The sequence below is a fragment of the Variovorax sp. H27-G14 genome (assembly GCF_046156345.1).
Taxonomy (GTDB): domain Bacteria; phylum Pseudomonadota; class Gammaproteobacteria; order Burkholderiales; family Burkholderiaceae_C; genus Variovorax.
Map to the genome: position 1 here is coordinate 17,663 of NZ_JAYLVN010000033.1, position 19,722 is coordinate 37,384.

At 61.5% G+C, this 19,722-nt stretch carries 20 protein-coding genes; 19 read left to right on the forward strand and 1 reads right to left on the reverse strand.

The features are described from left to right. Positions 1 to 45 precede the first annotated feature (45 nt). The 19 genes from VLK31_RS34935 to VLK31_RS35025 all read left to right on the forward strand — a co-directional run bounded on the left by VLK31_RS34935 (position 46) and on the right by VLK31_RS35025 (position 18,647). The gene (locus tag VLK31_RS34935) at positions 46 to 429 is read left to right on the forward strand and encodes a DUF5681 domain-containing protein (RefSeq protein ID WP_409173083.1); all 384 of its coding nucleotides are present in this window, start codon (positions 46 to 48) and stop codon (positions 427 to 429) included. Further along, on the forward strand, positions 359 to 1,879 hold the full coding sequence (locus VLK31_RS34940; protein WP_409173084.1) for a hypothetical protein: 1,521 nt from the start codon (positions 359 to 361) through the stop codon (positions 1,877 to 1,879). The genes VLK31_RS34935 and VLK31_RS34940 overlap by 71 nt, the downstream gene beginning before the upstream one ends. Beyond that, entirely contained in the window at positions 1,876 to 3,954 is a 2,079-nt protein-coding gene (locus tag VLK31_RS34945; protein WP_409173085.1) for a portal protein, read from the forward strand. Before VLK31_RS34940 ends, VLK31_RS34945 begins: the two co-directional genes overlap by 4 nt. Continuing rightward, on the forward strand, positions 3,955 to 4,824 hold the full coding sequence (locus VLK31_RS34950; protein ID WP_409173086.1) for a hypothetical protein: 870 nt from the start codon (positions 3,955 to 3,957) through the stop codon (positions 4,822 to 4,824). A 158-nt stretch (positions 4,825 to 4,982) separates the two neighbouring features. Then, positions 4,983 to 6,059 carry a N4-gp56 family major capsid protein gene (locus tag VLK31_RS34955; RefSeq protein ID WP_409173087.1) on the forward strand — a complete coding sequence of 359 codons (1,077 nt, stop codon included), beginning with the start codon at positions 4,983 to 4,985 and terminating at the stop codon, positions 6,057 to 6,059. Positions 6,060 to 6,068: 9 nt separating this feature from the next. Further along, on the forward strand, positions 6,069 to 6,470 hold the full coding sequence (locus VLK31_RS34960; protein WP_409173088.1) for a hypothetical protein: 402 nt from the start codon (positions 6,069 to 6,071) through the stop codon (positions 6,468 to 6,470). 84 nt (positions 6,471 to 6,554) lie between these two features. After that, the gene (locus tag VLK31_RS34965) at positions 6,555 to 7,166 is read left to right on the forward strand and encodes a hypothetical protein (RefSeq protein WP_409173089.1); all 612 of its coding nucleotides are present in this window, start codon (positions 6,555 to 6,557) and stop codon (positions 7,164 to 7,166) included. 2 nt (positions 7,167 to 7,168) lie between these two features. Next, on the forward strand, positions 7,169 to 8,251 hold the full coding sequence (locus tag VLK31_RS34970; protein WP_409173090.1) for a hypothetical protein: 1,083 nt from the start codon (positions 7,169 to 7,171) through the stop codon (positions 8,249 to 8,251). Further along, positions 8,248 to 8,970, forward strand: a complete 723-nt coding sequence (locus VLK31_RS34975) for a hypothetical protein (RefSeq protein WP_409173091.1) — start codon at positions 8,248 to 8,250, stop codon at positions 8,968 to 8,970. Before VLK31_RS34970 ends, VLK31_RS34975 begins: the two co-directional genes overlap by 4 nt. Positions 8,971 to 8,981: 11 nt before the next feature. Continuing rightward, complete coding sequence (locus VLK31_RS34980) at positions 8,982 to 9,404, forward strand: hypothetical protein (RefSeq protein ID WP_409173092.1); 423 nt, start codon at positions 8,982 to 8,984, stop codon at positions 9,402 to 9,404. Positions 9,405 to 9,417: 13 nt separating this feature from the next. Next, complete coding sequence (locus VLK31_RS34985) at positions 9,418 to 10,962, forward strand: hypothetical protein (protein ID WP_409173093.1); 1,545 nt, start codon at positions 9,418 to 9,420, stop codon at positions 10,960 to 10,962. 269 nt (positions 10,963 to 11,231) lie between these two features. After that, on the forward strand, positions 11,232 to 12,170 hold the full coding sequence (locus tag VLK31_RS34990; protein WP_409173094.1) for a hypothetical protein: 939 nt from the start codon (positions 11,232 to 11,234) through the stop codon (positions 12,168 to 12,170). After that, positions 12,167 to 12,694, forward strand: a complete 528-nt coding sequence (locus VLK31_RS34995; RefSeq protein ID WP_409173095.1) for a hypothetical protein — start codon at positions 12,167 to 12,169, stop codon at positions 12,692 to 12,694. The genes VLK31_RS34990 and VLK31_RS34995 overlap by 4 nt, the downstream gene beginning before the upstream one ends. Before the next feature lie 50 nt (positions 12,695 to 12,744). Beyond that, on the forward strand, positions 12,745 to 13,473 hold the full coding sequence (locus VLK31_RS35000) for a hypothetical protein (RefSeq protein WP_409173096.1): 729 nt from the start codon (positions 12,745 to 12,747) through the stop codon (positions 13,471 to 13,473). 9 nt (positions 13,474 to 13,482) lie between these two features. Next, positions 13,483 to 15,069 carry a hypothetical protein gene (locus VLK31_RS35005; RefSeq protein ID WP_409173097.1) on the forward strand — a complete coding sequence of 529 codons (1,587 nt, stop codon included), beginning with the start codon at positions 13,483 to 13,485 and terminating at the stop codon, positions 15,067 to 15,069. Then, a complete protein-coding gene (locus VLK31_RS35010) occupies positions 15,070 to 17,235 on the forward strand; it encodes a hypothetical protein (RefSeq protein WP_409173098.1) in 2,166 nt (721 codons plus the stop codon). A gap of 121 nt (positions 17,236 to 17,356) precedes the next feature. Next, a complete protein-coding gene (locus VLK31_RS35015) occupies positions 17,357 to 17,590 on the forward strand; it encodes a hypothetical protein (RefSeq protein ID WP_409171784.1) in 234 nt (77 codons plus the stop codon). Then, the gene (locus tag VLK31_RS35020) at positions 17,587 to 18,150 is read left to right on the forward strand and encodes a lysozyme (RefSeq protein ID WP_409173099.1); all 564 of its coding nucleotides are present in this window, start codon (positions 17,587 to 17,589) and stop codon (positions 18,148 to 18,150) included. Before VLK31_RS35015 ends, VLK31_RS35020 begins: the two co-directional genes overlap by 4 nt. Beyond that, positions 18,150 to 18,647, forward strand: a complete 498-nt coding sequence (locus VLK31_RS35025) for a hypothetical protein (protein WP_409173100.1) — start codon at positions 18,150 to 18,152, stop codon at positions 18,645 to 18,647. Before VLK31_RS35020 ends, VLK31_RS35025 begins: the two co-directional genes overlap by 1 nt. Here VLK31_RS35025 and VLK31_RS35030 read toward each other — a convergent pair. Then, positions 18,644 to 19,588 carry a tyrosine-type recombinase/integrase gene (locus VLK31_RS35030; RefSeq protein ID WP_409173101.1) on the reverse strand — a complete coding sequence of 315 codons (945 nt, stop codon included), beginning with the start codon at positions 19,586 to 19,588 and terminating at the stop codon, positions 18,644 to 18,646. The genes VLK31_RS35025 and VLK31_RS35030 overlap by 4 nt on opposite strands. Positions 19,589 to 19,722: the final 134 nt, after the last annotated feature.

Consider the following 19,722-nt stretch of genomic DNA (forward strand, 5'->3'; position numbering starts at 1 on the left):
AGGCGAACGCTTGGGCATCTGCCGTGAAGGCTGGGACGACTGATCATGGCTAGCGATCCGATTCGGCCCGCTGGTTCGACTGAATCAACAGCCAAAAACAAGCAGCACGGCTTTGCGCCTGGTGTGTCTGGCAATCCAGCTGGACGGCCGAAAGGCGCACGCCAAAAGCTGGGGGAAGCCTTCCTAGGCGATCTGTACAAGGACTGGCAGGAGTCTGGCTTGCTCACGCTCCAAGCGCTGCGTGCAGAAAAGCCCGATGTGTACGTGAAGGTGGTGGCAGACCTGCTGCCCAAGATGGAGCAGCAAGACGTCAATGTCAGCCATTCCGGCGTTATCGAGCATCGAAGCGTATCCGAGATTGGCGACCGCATTGCGGACCTGCTCGGGGACAGAGCAGCGGGAGATCGTCCGGCATCTCTGCCGCACTGATACCTACTTTCTGTTGTGGTTCGCGCTGGGCCGCAAGGACATCGCGAAGCCTTGGCTTTTGGCTAGGTGCAAGGAGTTTGATGCGGAGCCGAATGGGCGGCTCGACTTGTGGGCGCGCGACCACTACAAGTCGACGATCATCACTTATGCGGGCACGATTCGCGCGATCCTGGCGAGTCATGGGCAAGGCGCAACGGTAGATAGAGAGCAGTGCATCGGCCTGTTCAGCCACACGCGGCCCATTGCAAAGGGCTTTTTGCGACAGATCAAGTACGAGCTGGAGCGCAACGAGCTGCTGAAAAGCACTTTTGATGACGTGCTGTGGCAAGACCCGCAGAAGCAGGCGCCGAAGTGGTCGGAGGACGATGGGATCACAGTGCAGCGCAAGAGCAACCCGAAAGAGGCGACGTTGGAGGCTTGGGGGCTGGTGGATGGTCAGCCAACGTCCAAGCACTACACCGGCATGGTGTTCGATGACGTGGTGACCCGCGAGTCTGTGACGACGCCGGACATGATCAAGAAGACCACGGATGCAGTCGCGCTGAGCTTCAACCTGGGCTCGCAGGGCATGGAGTGGCGCCGCATGATCGGCACGCGCTATGCCTTCTCGGACACGTACAAGACGATGATTGATCGCGGGGTGTTCCAGCCTCGCATTCACACAGCGACCATTGATGGAACGGTAGACGGCGAGCCGGTGATGCTGTCGCGCGAAGTGATCGCGCAGAAGCGCCGGGACATGGGGCCTTATATCTTTGGAGCACAAATGCTGCAAAACCCGACCGCTGACGCGACGCAGGGCTTTCAGCGGGACTGGGTGCGCTTCTACGAGGGGACGCCTGAGGACGTGAAGGACAGCACCAATCGCTACCTTCTGGTGGATGCAGCCAACGACAAGCGCAAGAGCAGCGACTACACCTCAATGTGGGTGGTCGGGCTGGGTACTGATGGCAACTATTACGTGCTAGACATGGTGCGTGACCGGCTGAACCTGACGGAGCGCGCGGACCGAGTAATGAAGCTGCACCGCACGTGGAAGCCGCGCCAAGTTCGATATGAGCGCTACGGGATGATGGCTGACATTCAGCATATCAAGGCGCGTCAGCAAGATGAAAACTACCGCTTCGAGATCACAGAGGTGGCCGGCTCGACGCCTAAAAATGACCGCATACGGCGGTTGATCCCGGTGTTTGAGCAGGGCAAGTTCTACCTTCCGAACTCGCTGCACAGAACAGATTACGAGGGCAACACCAGAAACCTGGTGGATGACTTCATCGAGCACGAACTAGTGCCTTTCCCAGTGTCCATGCATGACGACATGCTTGACGCGCTTGCCCGGATCGAGGAGCCCGATATGCCGCTGATTTGGCCGACGCTGGAGGACCTGGAGGAGGGCAAGCCGAAACGCTATTCAAGAAACCGAGAGCGCGCAAGCGCATGGGCCGCATGACCGATGAAACCGACGACGATATCGAGAGTCCAGAGACTGACGATGACGTTGTAAAGCGCGTCAAGAAGCATATCAAGGCGTTCAGTGACGCAATGGGCGAATGGCGGGAAGATGCGCGCGAGTGCTATGGCTTCGTTGCCGGCGACCAATGGAGCGCAGAGGACAAGGCGCATCTAGAAGAAATGCTGCGCGTCCCGACCGTGTTCAATCGCATCGGCCCGATGGTCGATTCAGTATCCGGCTCGGAGATCAACAACCGGCAGCAGGTTCAATACATCCCGCGCCAGGCCGGCGATTCAGGTGTCAATGAACTGCTTTCGGGAGCGGCCGACTATTTCCGCGAGAACTGCGACGCAGATGACGAAGAATCGGACGCCTTCCTTGACGCGGTGATTTGCGGCGTCGGCGTGACCGAAACAGCGCTCGACTACATCGATGACCCCGAGGGCATGGTGAAAATCGAGCGGCGCGATCCGCTAACGATGCGCTGGGATCCGCTTGCGAAGAAGCGCAATCTGTCCGACCGGAAATGGGCGCAGCGCGATGAATGGCTGAGCCGCGACGAGATCGAGGAGCGTTGGCCCGAGAAGGCCGATGACATCGCTACGACTTGCGACTGGAGCGACGATTCGGAAGATAGCGGCGATCCTGTGAACCGTGAACTCGCGTTCCTCTACGCATCGAAGGCTGTGGACGGCTATGACGCGAAGTCGGGTCGCGCTCGCGTGACGCAAGAGCAGTGGTACGAGCTTGAGACGTATTACAAAGTGCTGGATCCAGTGGCCGGACAGGTTTCAGAGATGGACGCAGAAGCGTTCAACAAGCTCCAGCCACGAGTGAAAGAGCTTGGGATCGAGCTTCAGTCTGTCAAGCGGCAGCGAAAGACCTGGAAGCAGGTTTTCGTGTGCGGGGATGTGCTTTTAGAGGAGTCCGACGTTCCTTGCAACGAATCTGCCTGGAAGTTCATCACCGGCAAGCGTGACCGCAACAAGAACACGTGGTTCGGCATCGTCAAGGCGATGGTCGACCCGCAGAAATGGGCAAACAAGTTCTTCAGCCAGCTTCTGCACATCATCAATTCGAACGCTAAGGGCGGCTTGATCGTCGAGAAAGATGCAGTCGAGAACCTGCGCAAGTTCAAGGAAGAATGGAGCAAGTCGGATAGCGTTTCAGTGGTCAATCCAGGCGGCATCGCAAAGATCCAGCCCAAGGTTCCCCCGGTCATCCCGCCGCAGATTCAGCAGCTGCTGCAGTTCAGCGTCAGCAGCATGCGCGACGTGTCCGGCATCAACTTGGAAATGCTGGGCATGGCAGATCGCGAGCAGGCCGGCGTGTTGGAGGCCCAGCGCAAGCAGTCCGCATTGACCGTGCTGGCTGCAATGTTCGATGGGCTGCGCCGCTACCGCAAAGAACAAGGCCGCTTGCTCGCCAAGTTCATTCAAGAGTACCTTTCAGATGGTCGGCTAGTGCGCATCGCAGGAGGCGACGGGCTGGAAAAGTACATCCCGCTCTTGCGCGACCCACAGACCCTTCAATATGACGTGGTTGTCGATGACATGCCGAACACCACGAACCAAAAGGAGCGGACGTTTGGCATCCTGATGCAGCTTCTGCCTAACTTGGCGCAGATGGGCGTGCAGTTCGCGCCTGAGCTGCTGGAGTACACGCCCCTGCCTACAGCGATGGTCGAGAAGTGGCGCGCACAGATCGAGCAGCAGCAAAAGCAGCCGAAGCCGCCGCCGCCCGACATGATCAAAGCGCAGGCCTCGCAAACGTCCGCACAAGCTTCCATGCTGACGGCTCAAGCGCACATGGCATCAGCTCAAGCCCATGGCATGAGGGCGCAAGGCCAGCAGTACAAGGACCAGGCAGACATGCAGAACCAGCCGATGAAGAACGCCATCGACCAACAACGCATGGTGCTCGACAGCCGAGAAATCGATGTGCGCGGGATGGAGGCCGAAGCGGATCGGCTCCACGCCCTCGCCGCAATAGATCAGGCCCAGGCGCAGCGCTTGGGATTGATGCCCATTTCGGGCTCCGGGGGCGGCTCCGCAATGCCGCGATTGGCATAAATGTCTGAATTTGACGGCGGCGGCGCCGAAACTACCGCACCGGAAACAACGACCGAAAGCGTTGATGCGCAACTCAATGAGATGCGCCAAGCGGAGACGCAAGAGGCTGCTCCTGAACGGGTCGCAGAGCCCACTGAGCAGCGCGACCTCGAAGCACCAAAGACGGTGCCGCTCGCTGCTTTGCATGAGTCCCGAGAGAGGCTGAAGGAGGAGCGTCGTGCACGCGAGGAAGCGGAGCGACAGTCGACATTGCGCTTCCAGTTGCTGGAGCAACGCCTGCACCAGCTCGCTAGCCCGCCGCCCCAAGCGCCTAGCCGACAAGACGACCCTGTTGCGTACTTCGATCATCAGATCAACGAGCTCAGGAGCGTCGCGCACAACAGCGTGCAGCAGAACAACGAACTTCGCCAAGCCCTGCAGGCCCAGGCGCAGGAAGATCAGATGACGGTGATGATTCGCGCGAGCGAAAGCGAAATCACCAAGACGACGCCTGACTTCCTCGACGCAATCAACCACATGCGTGTGGGCGTGGAGCGCGAATTCGAGGCCTACGGCATCGACCCGGTGGAGGCGAAGGCGCGAGCCGCGCACCAATTCAAGGCAATGGCGTTCCAGGCCCTGCAGATGGGCAAGAACCCTGCAGAGATGGCCTACCAGTTGGCGCAGGCGCGCGGCTACCAGAAGCCGACAACTCAACCGGACGCCGCTGCAAAGCTGGCGGCTGAAGGCCGGGGCGTCGCAGCATCGCGAACGCTCGGCAACGGTGGTCAAGCAGCTGGACGACTGACGTTGGAATCGCTCTCTCAAATGAGCGATGAAGACTTCGCGAAGGTCAAGGACAGCGACTGGCGCCGCGCGATGGGCGGCTGAACGCCTGTCGCAAAAGGCCCCGGGGAGCCTTAATCCCCGATTCGGCTGATGCGCCGTCAATGCATCAATTCGTGGCCTCCACACGGTAACTGGCGGGAACTCGCAGCACAGCGGACGTGCGACCTATTTCCCATTTTTTACATCAAAGGAGGTGCCACATGGCACTGTCTCAATACGGCGTCAACCACCCGCTCGCCGTCAAACTCTGGGCCAAGAAGCTTTTTCAGGAAGCACTGGCCGACACGTTCTTCGCCAAGTTCATGGGCACCAGTTCCGCGAGCCTCATCCAGATCAAGGATGAGACCTCGAAGGGCGCCGGCGACCGCATCACCATCGGCCTTCGCATGCAGCTCACCGGCGACGGTGTGCAAGGCGACGGCACTCTGGAAGGCAACGAAGAAGCCTTGGCAACGTACACCGACAACCTGTTCATCGACCAGCTTCGTCACGCTGTGCGCTCGGCCGGGAAGATGAGCGAGCAACGAATCCCGTTTTCGGTGCGCGACGAAGCCAAAGCCGGCCTCAAGGACTGGTGGCAGGGCCGCCTGGACACGTGGTTCTTCAATCAACTCGGTGGCAACACCGCCGCGATTGACACCCGCTACACAGGCAATCAGGCCGCCATTGCACCAGATGCGAACCACCAGCTGTTCGTGACCGGCGCCAACGACCAAGCACTGGGCGCAGGCAATGTTTTCACGCTGTCGATGATCGACAAGTGCGTGGAAACCGCCAAGACGCTCAATCAGCAAGGTTCGTCGGCTCCGATCATTCGCCCGCTGCGCATCGACGGCGAAGACAAGTACGCGATGTTCCTGCATCCGTACCAGGTCTACGACCTGCGCACCAGCACGAATGCCGGTCAATGGCTGGACATTCAGAAGGCCGCGATGACCGGCGGCAAGGTGGAGAAGAACCCGATCTACACGGGCGCACTGGGTGAGTACAACGGCGTTGTGCTGTACCAGTCGCAGCGCGTGCCGACCGGTGTGAATTCGGGCACCAACGCCGCGATCCCGACCGTGCGACGCGCGATCTTCGCGGGCGCACAAGCTGGCGTCATGGCCTACGGCAAGAACGGCTCCGATTCGGAAATGGATTGGAACGAGGAACTGTTCGACTACGGCAACCAGCTGGGCGTCGAAGCAGGCCTTATCGCGGGTCTCAAAAAGACCCGTTTCAACAACCAGGACTTCGGCACCATTGTCGTGTCGTCCTACGCTGCAAAGCACTAAGGAGACGGCATGCCCGCACCCGCACGTCAATTTCACACGCAACAGGTTCACTACCTGCGCTTCTCGCCGGCCTTCAACACGAACGGCATCGCCGCTGGTGTGCAGATCGGCACGCTTCCCGCAGGCGCGCAGATCGTGGATGCAACTGTGAATGTCACCACCGCGTTCAACGCCGCCACTACCAACGTGCTGGCAGTCGGCACCACGCCGACCGGAGCACAGGTGGTCACTTCCGCCGAGGCTGTGGCCGGTACGGTGGGCTTCAAGCGAGGCACCGCCGGTGGCGCACTCTCGTTCGCGGCCGACACTCCCCTCTATTGCAACTTTACCCAAACGGGCACTGCTGCAACCACGGGCGCGGCCACCATCGTGATTGCCTTCGTTCCCAACAACGATCCGCAGCCATTCTGATGACCAGACGCCGGGCCGTCTTCGCCCTGAAAGCCTCCGCTGAGAAATCTGCGGAGGCTTTTTCACAATCGAACGGGAACCACGATGGCAGCAGACCTCGGAACGATGAAAGCGCGGATCGCACGAGAGGTGCATCGCACAGACCTGGCGGCCGACATCGCGAACGCAATAAACGAGGCGATCAGGTTCTATCGAAGCCGTAATTTCGAGTTCACCGAGAAGGTGGGCGCGATCACGACCGCAGCTAATACCGCCTCGTACACCAGTCCTGGTGACATTGGCGAGGTGCTGAACATCCGGGCAACGGCGGGCGGTAGATCGTACTTGGCGGACCCGATTAGCTTCAATGAATACCAAGCCTTATCGGGAGCAGGAAGCCCGGCCGGCCAGCCTCAGTTCTATGCGCTCTACGCCAAGCGCCTTTACATCTACCCAACGCCCGATGCGGCTTATGGGCTTGAGGTTGCTTATCAGCAACGCGCAGCAGCACCAAGCGCGGACTCTGATGTCACGGTCTGGACTGACGAGGCCGAGCCTCTCATCAGAAGCCGCGCCAAGCGGCTGCTGTGCCGCGACTTGATCCTTGACCCTCAGGGCTCCAGTGCTGCAGCCGAGGCGGAAAACGAGGCACTTTCAATGCTGATGAGCGAATCCATCCGACTTCAAGACACGGGGCGGCTTGCGAGCCACTGGTAAACATGCCACTCGAAACCGGAACCTACATCAGCGACCTGGTTGCAACCAACCCGACGGGCGCCGATGGCAAGAACGTGGGCGACGACCACCTGCGCCTGATCAAGCTCCTGCTGCGCAACACGTTTCCGAACATCACGGGTGCAGTGACGCCGACGCATCTGCAGTTTAACTACGTGGCCGGCGTCACGTCGGCCATTCAAGCCCAAATCGACGGCAAGGGCGCGATTGCAGGGCAGGCATGGACCGGCGCGCACTCGTTCGCTGGCACCACCACGCTCGCCGCGCTCACGTCGACCGGGGCCAGCACGTTCGCCGGCTCTGTTGCGTTCAGTGGCGCCACCACGGCTCCGACCAAGGCGGCCAGCGACAACAGCACCAACGTTGCCACCACGGCCTACACAGACACTGCGGTCGGCAATGCGCTGTCTGGCGGCGCCAGCACCAGCACCACGAGCCAAACCGTCAGCGCTGCAGCCAAGACGCTGACCACGCAGACGAACAAGCCCTGGGCGACCGGGCAATGGATCAACGTCGCCCGCACATCCGACCCGGTGAACACCCGCATGACGGGCATCGTGACCGCGTACAACAGCGGCACCGGCCAGCTCGACTACACCGTCACGGCCGGCAACTTCTCGGGGTCGGGCACGTTCACAGACTGGACGATCACGAGCAGCGGGCCACCGATTGACCCGGCCGTGTTGGCTGCAAAGCTCGACAAGGTGAACGGCATCTCGCAGAGCACGAGCGTGACCTACCTCGACAAGGGAACGATTGCCGCAGCAGGCACGGCGGCCCTGAACTACGCGCAAGCCGATCACCAGCGCGTGCAGGCCGGCGGGAACATCACGCTGACGCTCTCGGGCTGGCCTGCAGCCGGCAGCACGGCCGAACTGCTGCTGGAGGCCGTGAACTTCGGTGGCAAGACCATCACCTGGCCAACCGTCAATTGGGTCAAGGCAGACGGCTCGTTCACAACGACCGTATCCAGCAACGGTGTGACGTTCCAGGGCGCCGGCATCGACTTCGTGCTGCTGTGGAGCCGCGACGGCGGCGTGACGGTCTACGGCAAGGTGATGCGATGAAATTCATTCGCCTGTTCATGGGCGGCGGCGGATTCGTCTTCAGCGCGGTGTTGTCTGCGAATACGTTGAACTGGGATTTGCTTGCTCAAGCGACGGCGGCCGGATGGGATGGAGTACGACCTCTGGTCGGGTCGCTCCAGATCAATTCCGGCGTGTTTCTTGGTTCGAACACCGCTGCTGCTGCGCTGACCGCGACGGGCTCATTCCCGGCCGGCAGTTCGTTCTCTGTTTCGAACCAGGGTGAGATTTACGGGCGCGGCGGCGCTGGAGGTGCGGGCGCCCCGTCTACCGGAGGCATCGGCAGCAACGGGGGCAACGGGGGCGTCGCTGTCTCGGTCGGACTGCCCACCACTATTGACAACACGTCCGGCACCATCGGCGGCGCAGGCGGCGGCGGAGCAGGCGGGAGGGCGCTTGCAGGCACCAGCAGCGGCGGCGGCGGCGGCGGCGGCGGCTGCGGATACCTGGCGGGTGCTGGTGGCCCCGGGGGCTCTGGGATCGGGTCGGCGGGCGGAACGCCTTTCGGTTTTGCCGTGGGCGGCTTTGGCGGTGGCGGCGGTGGGTCCTCTGGAACCAGCGGCATCAACGGCGGAACACTCGGCACCAATGGTGGTGACAACGCGTTCGGGGCAACTGGTGGGCTCGCGGGCGCAGCGGTCGTCGGCAATAGCTTCATCACCTGGATCGCAAACGGAACGCGCATCGGCGCGATCACCTGAGCGGGAACACCATGCAAATCAAACTCAATGCCACCGGCGAGATCCTGCAAGACATCGCCTTCTACGACCTGCACCCGAACGTCGCATTCGCGCAGCCGCTCACGGATGAGGTGCTTTCGGACTTCGGTGCGCTCATTTACATCGAGCCGGTTGTCGTTCTTCCAATCACGATTGCTGACGTGCAGAAAGCTGTACAGGAGCGCTTGGACAACTTCGCGCGTACCCGCAACTACGACGGGATTCTGAGCGCTTGCACCTACGTTTCCAGCGCGGTGCCAAAGTTTCAGGCCGAAGGTGACGCCGCCGTTGAGGCGCGCGACGAGACGTGGCACGCCTGCTACGAAATTCTCGCGAATGTTCAGGGTGGGCATCGCCCCATGCCGACTCTCGGCGAGGTTTTGGCGGAGCTCCCCGCGCTGACGTGGCCCGCATGAAGGAAATCGCCTAATGCCCATCGTTCGCATCGGCCCGGCTGGGCAATACGGCATCAATGCCGACGTGTCGCAACACGAGCTGCCGCCGAACGTCTGGACGGGATCGAACAACATCCGCTTCATCGATGGCTCTGCAGCGCAGTTCTACGGCTATGGGGAGGCCTACGCAGGCACCCCGGTTGTTCCCCTGCATGTGCTGCCCGTCACCGTTGCAGGCGTGCGCGGTTGGATCTACGCCAGCGACAAGAAAATCTATCTGGTTCAAGGCACCACGCACACGAACATCACCCGCCAAACGTCATCCGTTGATGTCGACTACACGGCGACGCGCAACGCCTGGACCTCGACGGTACTGGGCGGTGTGCCGATCCTGAACAACGGCATCGACCCGCCACAGCAGTGGCTGCTGACAGGCAAGGCGTCAGTGCTTTCTGCCTGGCCGGCCAACACCACATGCGCGGTGATGCGAGCGTACAAGAACAGCCTGATCGCGCTCGACGTGACCAAGGCCGGCGTGCGCTACCCGTACATGGTGAAGTGGAGCCATCCGGCTGACCCTGGCACTGTGCCGGTGACATGGGACCCGGCAGACATCACCAAGGAAGCAGGCGAATTCGATCTGTCCGAGGGGTACGACTACATCGTTGATGCGCTGCCCTTGCGGTCGTCGCTGGTGGTCTACAAAGAGTCGTCGGTGTGGCGTCTGGACTACGTGGGCGGCACGTTCATCTACAACGCTTCCAAGGTGCTCGGGACTTCGGGTGCCCTGAACCGGAACTGCATCGTAGAGATCGACGGCATGCACTTCGTGCTCACGGGCTCGGATGTGGTCGTGCATGACGGCCAACAAGCTACGTCGGTGCTCGACAAGCAGGCGCGCAGGTTCCTTTTTCGCAGCATCGACAGCCAGCTGACAGGCCGGTGTTTCGTCTTCAAGAACCCGTATTTCAACGAGGTCTACGTCTGCTACCCGCAGGCCGGTGATTCGAGCATCACGCGCGCGATGGTGTGGAACTGGGTGGACAAGACAGTCACGTTCCGCGACATGCCGAACATCAACCACGCGGCCCACGGGTCGGTGGATGCGGATTCTCAGCAGTCGTGGGATTCGGACACGAATAGCTGGGACTCGGACATCACGGCCTGGAATGCGCCAGCGAACACGCCAGACCGCGCCCGGGTCCTGATGGCCTCCGACGACCAGAAGCTGTACCTGCTCGATGCATCGGCCAACTTCGGCTTGAACGCGCCCACATCGTGGCTTGAGCGTCGCGGCTTGTCCTTCGATGCGCCACAGAACATGAAGACGATTCGCGGCATCCGTCCGCGCATCAGCGGGACCACTGGGCAAACCGTGATGGTGTCGGTGGGCCACTCGTCCGAGGCCTCCGCAGAGCCCGTCTACCAGCCTGCAGTGCCCTTTGTCATCGGCTCAGGGGTGTCTGCGGACCTGTTCGACACCGGGAGGTACATGGCGATCAAGTTTTCATCGGGAACCGCCCTTCAGTGGAAGCTCGATTCGTTCGACGTGGACGTGATGCAGGCGGGTAGCTGGTGAAGCCGTCCTATGGCGCAGGCCAGCGCTACACGGCCGGAATCGTCCCGTCTGCCATCGAGTCACTGCCCGACTTTCTGCGGCAGGAGCTGCAGAAGCTCCAAGACGCCGTTGCCACTTTGTCAGACCTCCAACTACCAGTCACCACCGTGGCGCCGCTCAAGCCTCGCGAGGGAATGGTTCGGCTTGCCGAAGGAACCGCCTGGAATCCGGGCTCTGGCAGAGGTGTTTATTGCTACTCAAACAGCGCGTGGCGCTTTCTAGGATAAATCATGCCCGTATATGACGCAGCCCTTGCCAAGGCCCTCTCTGGCGACGTAGATAACCCCTACCTCAAGCAGCAGGGCGACTCGATCACCCGCTCGGTGAATGACAACCTCAACAATGTCATCATGCCGGGCATCAGCACTGGTGCGCAGAGTGCGGGCCAGTACGGCGGCACCCGCCAAGGTATCGCGCAGGGCGTGGCCACGTCGCGTGCAAACGAGGACATCGCGGGCCAACTGGCGAAGATGTATGGCAGTGCCTACGACTCCGCGCAGAACCGCAGCGCGCAGACCGCCAACAGCATGTACGGAGCCGACACCTCAGCCAATGCCACGCTGGGCGCTGCAGGGATCAATGCCAATGCTTCGATGGCGAATGCCAAGCTGATGGCAGACGCGCAGCGCTACGGCTACGACACCTCGGCGAAATCGAACGAGCTGAACAACTCAACTCAGCGCTACGGCTACGACACCAGCGCGGCCACCGCTGCATCGCAACTCGCGCAGCAGAAGGCGCAATACGACAAGAGCTTTGACGCCTCGCAATATTGGACCGGCCAGAACTTCGGGCGCGACACGTACAACGATGCATGGTCCCAGAACAATGGGAACCTGAACACCGCTGTCAATCTGCTGGGGGTGATGAACAATTCCAACACGCAGTCGCTGAACAACGGCACGACGATGCAGAACACGCCGTACAACTACTGGAACAACTTCAACAACGCGGCAAGCGCTCTGGGTGCGGGCGGCGGTGTCACGAACAGCAATTCGACGGTGGGCAGCAGCAGCAGCCCCTTGACCTCGGCGCTCGGTGGGGCACAGCTTGGCAGCGCCGCAATGGGCTGGTGGAACAACCAGCAAACGCCCGCTTCGCAAGCCAACAACACCGGCTTCGGGACTGGCGCCCAGTACGGCAACCAAGACTACGGGCAGTTCTTGTGAATCAAACCGTCGTCCCATTCCAGCCAGGCGACGCAACCGACCGGGCAGGGGCAGTCGCACATGCGCGCGCAGAAGCGCCAAAGCACGAAGGCGCGCGTAGGGCCCTGTTCAACCTGCAAGCGGCATGCGGCGACCTTCCCCCGGTCGACTGCCCGCTACAGCACGTCTTCGCGCCAGGCATGTACCTGCGCACGATCTTCATTCCGGCCGGCACATTCCTTGTCGGGAAGATCCACAAGCACCAGCACGGGAACATCCTCTCTCAAGGCCACGTCCGCGTGTTCACCGAAGGCGGTGGCGTGAAAGAACTACACGGCCCGGTCACGATGGTTTCGGCCCCGGGCACCAAGCGCGCCGTCTTCGCTGTGACGGACACGGTGTGGTCGACGATCCACTTGAACCCGACCAACGAAACCGACCTCGCAAAGATCGAAGCCGATGTGATCGCGCCGACCTACGCCGACTACGAACAATTCCTTTTAGGAGAAAACGCAATGACCAAATCGATCGAGGTGGCAGCATGACGTGGGGCGCTATTGGCGGGGCCGCTGTAAGCGTCGTTGGCGGTGCGCTCATGAGCGGCTCCGGAGACAAGAACGGCGGCGCCGGCTCTCAACAATCGAGCCAGAGCAAAGAGCCATGGGCCGCTGCTGCTCCATGGATGATGAACAACATCAAATCGGGACAAGCCCTGCAGGCCCAGTACGAAGCCCAGCCGTTCAACGCGCAGCAGCTCGCCGCGTACCAGAACCTAGGCCAGCAGAACAACTACACGAACGCGCTCATTCCTTCGCTGCTGGGGCAGCTGAGCAGCAACCCGTCGCTGGGCTACGACCGCAACAACCCGACCGCACGCCCCAAGGCGTTCGACTTCGACGGCGGCTTGCTGCAGATGCTGAGCAACCCGGCGAAGCAGACCCCGACCGCGAACCCCGAGCGCGTGGCCGCGCCCGTTGAGTCTGGCAACTTCATGCAGCAGGGCGACGTGCTGAACGGCGCCAACATGTCCAGTTTCGACGGGCAAACGATGCTTGGCAGCGGGGGCTATGGCTCGTTCAAGTACGGCATGCAGCCACCGAAGCCGGGCACCAAGGAATACCGCGACATGAGTGAGTACTTCGCCAACGGCGGTTCGGACCCCAACGACATCTACGGCCGCCAAGCGAGCGCATACCAAATGCCGCCTTCGAATCCCCTGTCTCGCCTCTGGACCTCTGGAGGCATGGGCGCCAACGGTGGTGGCGGCATCGGCGACACCGGGGCCAACGCTGCAGCTTCCGCTTCCGGCAATGGTGCTTGGTAAGGAGAAAAAATGCCCGGACTCCTTGACTTCCTGAACACGCCCGAAGCCCAGATGGGAATCGGTCTGCTCGCTGCGGGCGGCCCTACGACCGACCCGAATCAAAGCGGCTTCGGCCAGCGTCTCGCCGGCGCGATGGCGCAACAGCAAGAGCGCCAGAAAGCCATGCTGCAGCAGAAATACATTCAATCGCAGATCGACGAAAACAACTCACAAAACCAAATCCGGCAGGCAACACTCGCGAATCAGGCCAAGCAAGATGCCTATTACATGGGCGGCGGCATTGGCGGGAATGTGCATGGCGCTGGCGCTGGATTTATCCCGCAAAGTGCGGGCAGTCCTAGCGGCGCTCCTGGCGGTATGGCGGCACCCGGGGGGAAGTTCGCGGAATGGTCGCAACAATACGGCATTCCCATCGATGCACTGATCAATGATCGGCTGAACAACGGCGGCAAAGGCATCGCCGAGATGTTGATGAAACGTGGCGCTCCGGACATGCAAGTCAGCAACGGCTACATCTTCGACAAGAACAAGCAGGGCGCCGGATTCTTGCCGCAGTTGAATACCTCGCAGGACGGAAAGTCTTCGATGATTCGCATCGGCGCGGATGGTCTGCCGGTCGTTTCTGCCCCGCAGGGGGCGGTGGACACGTTCGCCGCCTACCAAGGCGCCCAAGCGAACTACAAGCCGATCAAGGTATACAACCCGCAAACCGGCCGCGACGAATACACAACCGAAGGCGCTGTAGTCGCCCCCATGGCCGGCGGGCGTGGCAATGTGCAGTCTTCAGGCTACGCTGGCGGCGACCGAAACGCCGCAAATGCGGAATCGATCCGCATCATCGAAAGCGAGCTCGCCAAGCCCGACAACAGCCCCGCCGACGCCGCCGCATTGAGGCGTGAAGTTTCGCGCCTCAAGCTGCAGTCCGGAATGACGAATGCGCAACTCGGTCAAGCAAGCAACTATGCCGCTGGTCCCTCGGCGAACGAAGCAGCTTCTGCCGCCGGCCGGCAAGCCACGGCGAATTCAATCGGCGGCCAAGCAGGCGCCTTGCTCAAGGAGAGCTCGGAAGCCGCCAACAGCGCCACGCAGTCGGTTGCCTCTGCGCAGCGCATGCAGCAGGCGCTTGACTCTGACAAGGTGCTGAGCGGCCCGGGCGCGTCGCTGCGGCTGCGCGGCATGCAGATCGCATCCACCTTGGGCATCCCTGGAAAGGACGATGCAGAGAAGATCGCCAACACCCGCAGTGCAATTCAGGACATGGCGAAGCTCACGCTAGAAGGACGTAAGCAGATGAGCGGGCAGGGCGCCATCACCAATCAGGAAAGTGCGCTCGCCGAACGCGCCACGTCGGGAAGTATCGACGACCTCACGGCGCCCGAAATCCGCCAACTCGCGCAAGCTGCCGAGCGCTCGGGCCGTTGGAAGTACGCCCAGCACGAAGCGAAGATGCAGGCCATGTCCTCCGATCCGGCGATGGCGGGGAATGTGGCTCTCTACAAGGCTGCGCCAATGCCGGATGCGGCGCAAAAGCCCCCCACACCCGTCGCGACGATGCGCTTCAACCCGGGAACCGGCAAGCTGGAAAAGGTGCAATAAATGGCTCAGTACGTTGAGGTGAACGGCCAGAACATCGAATTCCCGGACGGCATGGCTGCGGGCGACATCGAGGCTGCACTGAAGAAAAATGCACTCTCTTTGCCCGCCGCCGTGTCCGCCGGCCAAGCGATCAACGCCAATGTGAGCAGCATCCCAAGGCAGCTAGGCTTGACGGCCCGCTATGGTCTGGAGGGTCTTGCACAGGCCGCCCAGGTCGGCACCGAACCGCTACGCTATTTGACGGACAAGTTCCTCCCAGACCGAACCGCCGGTGTGTCGGGGCTGGTGACCGGCCAAGCGGCTCCGCCCAAGTCGACCCCGCTCGGCGTGCAAGCAACGAAGTTCGCCGACTGGGTCGGGCTGCCAAGCCCAGAGAACGCTAACGAGCGCGTCATCGGAGATGCTGCGCGACTCATGGCGGGCGCTGGCGGCATGGGCGGAGCGGCGAACGCTGCCTCGCGCGTGCCGGGCATGGTCGGCACCGTCATGACTGGCCTCGCAGCCAATCCGACACAGCAACTCGCTTCTGCTACGGGGGCGGGGTTGGCCGGCGGGGCTTCTCGCGAAGCCGGCGGCAACGCATGGGTGCAAGGTGGCGCTTCGCTGTTGGGCGGCATTGCCGGCGGCCTGGTCCCGGGCGGGGCCAGCGCTGTGACCGGCATTGCTCGCCGCGCGGTCACTCCGGCAATGACCCCCGCGCAACTCGATGTGCAGTTGAGCTCGGTTCTGGAGCGCGCCGGCACGGATTATTCCCAGCTTGCACCCAACGTGAAGAACGCCTTGCGAACAGAAATGGCGGCCTCGCTGAATGCAGGCGCGGACCTGAGTCCTGAGGCGGTTTCCCGGCTTGCGGCCTTCCGCTCGATCCCCGGCGCTACGCCCACGCGTGGGATGATTTCACAGAACCCGGTGGAGATCACTCGCGAGATGAACCTTGCGAAGATGGGGGCAAACTCGAATGCCACAGAACTGCAGGGACTTCCGCTGTTGCAGAACCAAAACAACAGCGCTCTAGTTTCCAAGCTGAACGCGCTCGGGGGCGCCAGCGAAATGGACCCGATCACCGCCGGGCGGCTGATTCAAGATCAAGTAGCGGGAAGGAATGCGAGCCTTCAGAGCGCAGAGAAGGCGGCGTGGGCCGCAGCGCGCGCTGAGCCCGGCTACAAGCAGCCGATCAGCAACAAGCCTCTGCATGACGCATTCAAGGCAGTTGACGACGAAGGCCTGATTGGGTTCATGCCGCAAGAGATCACGGGTCGACTGCAAGCTTTCATGACCGGCCAACAACCGTTCACTCCACAGGAATACCGCAACCTTCGCTCCGTACTGTCGCGAGTGGCAAGCCCTGAAAACCAGAACGGCAACCAGCGTTATGCGGCCGGGGTGATGGGGCGCGCGCTCGATGGTGCAGAGATGCGCCCGAATACCAATATGGGGGGCGTCGACTTTGGCACTGCTCCAGTGTCGCCCGGGCTCACCGCAGCAATGCGGCAGGCGGATAGCCAACCTGGATCGGCCATCGACGCCGTAGACGCAGCGCGCCGTGCCACTGCGGCTAAATACGGCTATCAGGAGAGCTCGCCGCTGGTGAAGGCCGCACTCGGTGACGGTCGCACCAACGAACCTGAAAATATCGCGAAGGCGTTCATTCTGAATGGAACAGTCGGCGATGCGAGGTCAGTCGCTAAGGAAGTAGGTCCGCAGGGGATGGGGACCATTCGCGACACGCTGGCAACCTACATTAAAAAGCAAGCGATGAGCAGCGCTTCCGATGAGACCGGGAAAGTTTCGCAATCCGCTTTGAATGCTGTGCTGCGCAAGATCGGCGATGAAAAGCTGGGCATCTTCTTTTCCCCCGAGGAGGTAAAGCAACTCAAAGACACCGGGCGCGTCGCCAGCTTGATGATGAACCAGCCTGTCGGGTCTGCGGTGAACAACAGCAATTCAGGCGCTCTGTTGCTGGGCCGTGGGGTCGACGCACTGAGCAAAATCCCGATCATTGGGCCGAACTTCAGCCCTGCGATCAAGAACATTCGGTTGAGCATGAGCCAGAACCGCGCTCAGGACTTCGCGCCCGGACTGCTCGCACCAGCAGAGCGCCAGTCGATGGGGCCGAGCCTCTTACTGCCCGGCCTGGCGGTCGGCGGCGGCCTACTTTCCCCGTAGATGGTCGATCAGTGCCAGTACGCAGATAGCACCAATCCAGCCAAGAAATATCGGGTCGAAATGCATTCGGCTCCATTCAAGCCCGCCACCGAGCGGGCATTTTTCATTCTAAGTGGACGGCATGAAACAAGAACTCAAAGACATTGCAACCGAACTCGTCGTAAGAACCGCACCCGCCGGCGGCATCGCCTGGTACGCAGACATCAGTTGGACCGGCTTTCTCACCGGCGTGCTGGTCGTGCTCCAGATTGCGTACCTGGTGCGCAAGTGGTGGCGCGAGGAATCTGAGTGGGGGCAGAAGATCAAGGACTGGGCCGCGCGGCAGGGGCTCACCAAGCCTGGAGGCCTGTCGTGAACGGCCGTGCTGTCGCGGGCACCATCGTTGTGGCCGGCGCCACGCTGGTGGCTGGTAGCCCCTTTCTCATGGGCTTCTTGCAGAAGTGGGAGAGCGGTAAGGCCCGGGTGCTGGTGGTCTACGGCGACAAGCTGGCCGGCGGCCTGCCGACCGTATGCAATGGGCTGACGCGGCACGTCACCTCCACGCCGATCATCGTGGGCCAGCGGTGGACCGATGAGAAGTGTGAGGTTGAAGAGCGCGCGGCCGTTGTCGGCGTGCAGGCGCAGTTGGCGCCTTGCTTCAAGCGGTCACCGACGCAGATCGTCTTCGACATGGCGACCTCGCACGCATGGAACCTCGGTGCGCCGGCGACGTGCGGTAGCGGTGCCATGGCTGCCTGGAACCGTGGCGAGTGGGAGAAGGGTTGCCAGCGCATTGCACGTGGGGATGATGGCGTCTTGGTCTGGTCGTTCGTGCGCGACGGCAAAAATCCGGATGGCTCCCCCCGGTACAAGTTTGTGCAGGGCCTGGCCAACCGGCGGGCCGATGAGGCCACGACCTGTAGCGGGGCACTGTGATGCTGCCCGACCTCAAAACGCCGCTGCTCTGGGTCCTCGGCCTGGGGCTGGTGGCGGCGCTGGCCACGGCTGGCATTGAGCGCACGCGCGCGGCAAATGCCCGTGCCGATTCTGCCGGCTCCCGCAAGGATCTGTCCGACTACAAGCTCTCGGTCTCCGAGACAACCCGCATCCTGCAAGCGGCCAACGACCGCAGGGCCGCCGACAACAACACCCGACAACTGGAGGCAGCCAATGCCGCTCGCACCCGTGAAGCCGCTCTGCGCGGCGCTGCTGACAATCTGCGTACTGAGCGCGACAGGCTGCTCAACGCCATCCGCATCGCCTCCCGTCGCGATAGCTTGCCCAGCGCCACCGCCGATTCCCAAGCTCAGCCGGCCTATCCCGTCGCAGACGTACTCGGAGAGTGCACGGCTCAAGTTCAGGAGCTGGCAAGAGCAGCTGATGCCCACGCCTCCGACGAGCAGACCCTGATCGATAGTTGGCCGAGGCGCTAGATGCGTGCGGCGATCTGCTCTGCCGTTTCGCGGTAATAGGTGTCCATCAGGATTTTCATGTTCTTGTGCCGACTGATGCGTGCCAAGGTCATCACATCGACGCGCCGAGAAAGCCAAGTCAGAGCGCTAGCGCGAGCATCATGAAAAGTTAGCCCATCGATGAGCAATTCATCGGTCATATCCGAGAACGTCGCGCTTCCGATGTCTGGCCGAATGGTGAAGCGCGGGTACTTGGCAAACAATGCCGCTCCCTTTCTCGCGAGTGGCACCTTCACTGGCGCTGATACCCTGCCGCTTGATTTGTCTCGCTCCAGTACGGCGATTTTCCCGACAAGTGTTGCGCCCAAGATCTCGCTTAACCGCATGCCTGTATGCAGTGCGATATGGAAGGCCCTGATCGTTTCTAGCTCACGCTCGTTTCGGTTCTTCGCACGCAACACCCGCTTGATCAGTCTCCATGTCCACGTTTGATGCCGAGGGGGGTTGTGCTCAGGCATCTTCACTCCCTTGTATGGATTCGTGGCGATGATCTTCCATTCGTCCACGGCGACCTGGAAGAAGTGTCGGAACAAACTCGATTCACGGATGATGGTTGAGCCAGAAACCGTCTTCAAACGGTGATCTCGGAAGTCTGAGATTCGGTCTGAGCCAATGGCTGAAAGCATGGTGCGCCCTCCAAGAAAAAGTACGAACTCTTGGAAGCGCTTCTCTTCAGCTGCTGCAGACTTCGGGGCCTTTTGCTGGCTGAACGTCGATACATATTTTGCGGCGCCTTGCTCAAGGGTCATGCCCTTGGAATTCTTCGTGCTCTCTAGCTCAGATTCCTTTTTCATGGCCCATTGCTGGGCCTCTCGCTTGGTGGCAGCGACGAAGGATGTTCGGACGCCATGCTTTTGCACCTGAGCGCGCCAGCCGTCTCTGTGCTTGGTGATGTATGCCATCGTGCGGGATTCTCGTGCGTGATGTGTGCGGGGAGCTATGTTAGGCCATCCCCGCCGTACCTCGACACTACAGCAGTGAGGGCGCTAGTGTTTCCGCCAGTTTCCCTGCATAGATGCCGCACCACGGCAGCAAG